We start from the raw sequence: 2,005 nt of genomic DNA, 5'->3' as shown, positions 1-2,005 counted from the left end.
CTCGCAGGCATCGACGCCGTTGCGCAGTTGCCGGGCTTCGAGGATGCCGGCTACGACACCGCGCAGGCCGTGCTCGACGAATCCGCGAAATTCTGCGGCGAGGTGCTCGCGCCGCTGAACGTCGAAGGCGACCGCAACCCGAGCAGCTGGAAGGACGGCGTCGTGACCGCGACGCCGGGCTTCGCGCAAGCGTTCCGCCAGTTCGTCGAGGGCGGCTGGCAGGGGCTGCAGCATCCGGCCGAATACGACGGCCAGGGGCTGCCGAAGCTGATCGCGACGCCGTGCATCGAGATGCTCAACGCGGCGAACCTGTCGTTCGCGCTGTGTCCGCTGCTGACCGACGGCGCGATCGAGGCGCTGCTGACGGCCGGCACGGATGAGCAGAAGCAGCGTTATGTGCCGAAGCTGATCTCGGGCGAATGGACCGGCACGATGAACCTGACCGAGCCGCAGGCGGGCTCGGATCTGGCGCTGGTGCGCTCGCGCGCCGAGCCGCAGGGCGACGGCACGTACAAGGTGTTCGGCACGAAGATCTTCATCACGTGGGGCGAGCACGACATGGCGGACAACATCGTCCACCTGGTGCTGGCGCGCACGCCCGATGCGCCGGAAGGCGTGAAGGGCATCTCGCTGTTCATCGTGCCGAAGTTCCTGGTCAACGAGGACGGCTCGCCGGGCGCGCGCAACGACGTGCACTGCGTGTCGATCGAGCACAAGCTCGGGATCAAGGCGAGCCCGACGGCAGTGCTGCAGTACGGCGATCACGGCGGGGCGATCGGCTACCTGATCGGTGAAGAAAACCGCGGCCTCGAATACATGTTCATCATGATGAACGCGGCGCGCTTCGGCGTGGGGATGCAGGGGATCGGCGTGGCCGATCGCGCGTACCAGAAGGCGGCGGAATTCGCGAAGGAACGCGTGCAAAGCCGCCCGGTGGACGGTTCGGCCAAGCAGTCGGTGACGATCATCCATCACCCGGACGTGCGCCGCATGTTGGGCACGATGCGCGCGCTGACCGAAGGCGCGCGGGCGCTGGCTTACGTGGCCGCGGCGCACAGCGACATTGCCCACCGCCATTCGGACGAGGCGACGCGCGAGCGTCATCAGGCAATCTACGAGTATCTGGTGCCGGTGGTGAAGGGCTGGAGCACGGAGATGGTGAACGACGTGGCGAGCCTGGGCGTGCAGGTGCACGGCGGGATGGGGTTCATCGAGGAGACGGGCGCGGCGCAGTATTACCGCGATGCACGTATCCTGGCGATCTACGAAGGGACGACGGCGATCCAGGCGAACGACCTGGTGGGGCGCAAGACGATGCGCGACGGCGGCGCGGTGGCGAAGGCGCTGATCGCGGAGATCGACGCGACGGTGGCGGCGCTGGGCAAGCTGGACGGTGCGGCGGCCGCATCGGTGAAGGCGCAGCTGGAGAAGGGCGCGCGCGCGCTGTCGTCGGTGGTCGATTACGTGGTGGCGAACGCGAAGCAGGACCCGAACGCGGTGTTCGCGGGCAGCGTGCCGTACCTGAAGCTGGCGGGCGTGGTGTTGTGCGGGTGGCAGATGGGCCGCGCGCTGGTGGCGGCGCAGGCGCAGCGCGCAAGCGACCCGGCATTCTTCGACGCGAAGATCGCGATCGCGCAATGCTATGCGGAACACGTGCTGGTGCAGGCAGGCGCACTCGAGGCGTCGATCGTCGGCGCGAAAGGCAACGAGAGCGTGCTCGCGTTGACGGAAGATCAGTTCTGACCGGCTGACGGTCGGGACGCAGGAGGAGACAGGATTTTGACCACACAGGACTTGCTCGCGCAATACGGCCCGCGCGAATCGATGGAATACGACGTCGTGATCGTCGGCGGCGGCCCAGCCGGGCTGTCGGCGGCGATCCGGCTCAAGCAGCTGGCCGCCGAGAAAGGCGCCGAGATCGGCGTGTGCGTGCTCGAGAAGGGTTCCGAGATCGGCGCGCACATCCTGTCGGGCGCGGTGATGGATCCGCGCGCGATCACCGAGC

At 67.8% G+C, this 2,005-nt stretch carries 2 protein-coding genes; both read left to right on the top strand.

The window, feature by feature from the left end:
• A partial coding sequence (locus GQ57_RS27430) for an acyl-CoA dehydrogenase (RefSeq protein ID WP_063934603.1) occupies nucleotides 1-1,743 on the top strand: 1,743 nt, incomplete at its 5' end.
• 81 nt (nucleotides 1,744-1,824) lie between these two features.
• Nucleotides 1,825-2,005 (top strand): FAD-dependent oxidoreductase (locus GQ57_RS27425; RefSeq protein WP_442856755.1); only part of this gene is annotated, 181 nt, incomplete at its 3' end.

This window comes from Burkholderia sp. MSh2 (genome assembly GCF_000731655.1).
GTDB lineage: Bacteria > Pseudomonadota > Gammaproteobacteria > Burkholderiales > Burkholderiaceae > Burkholderia > Burkholderia paludis.
This window is presented reverse-complemented; position numbering and strand designations above follow the sequence as displayed.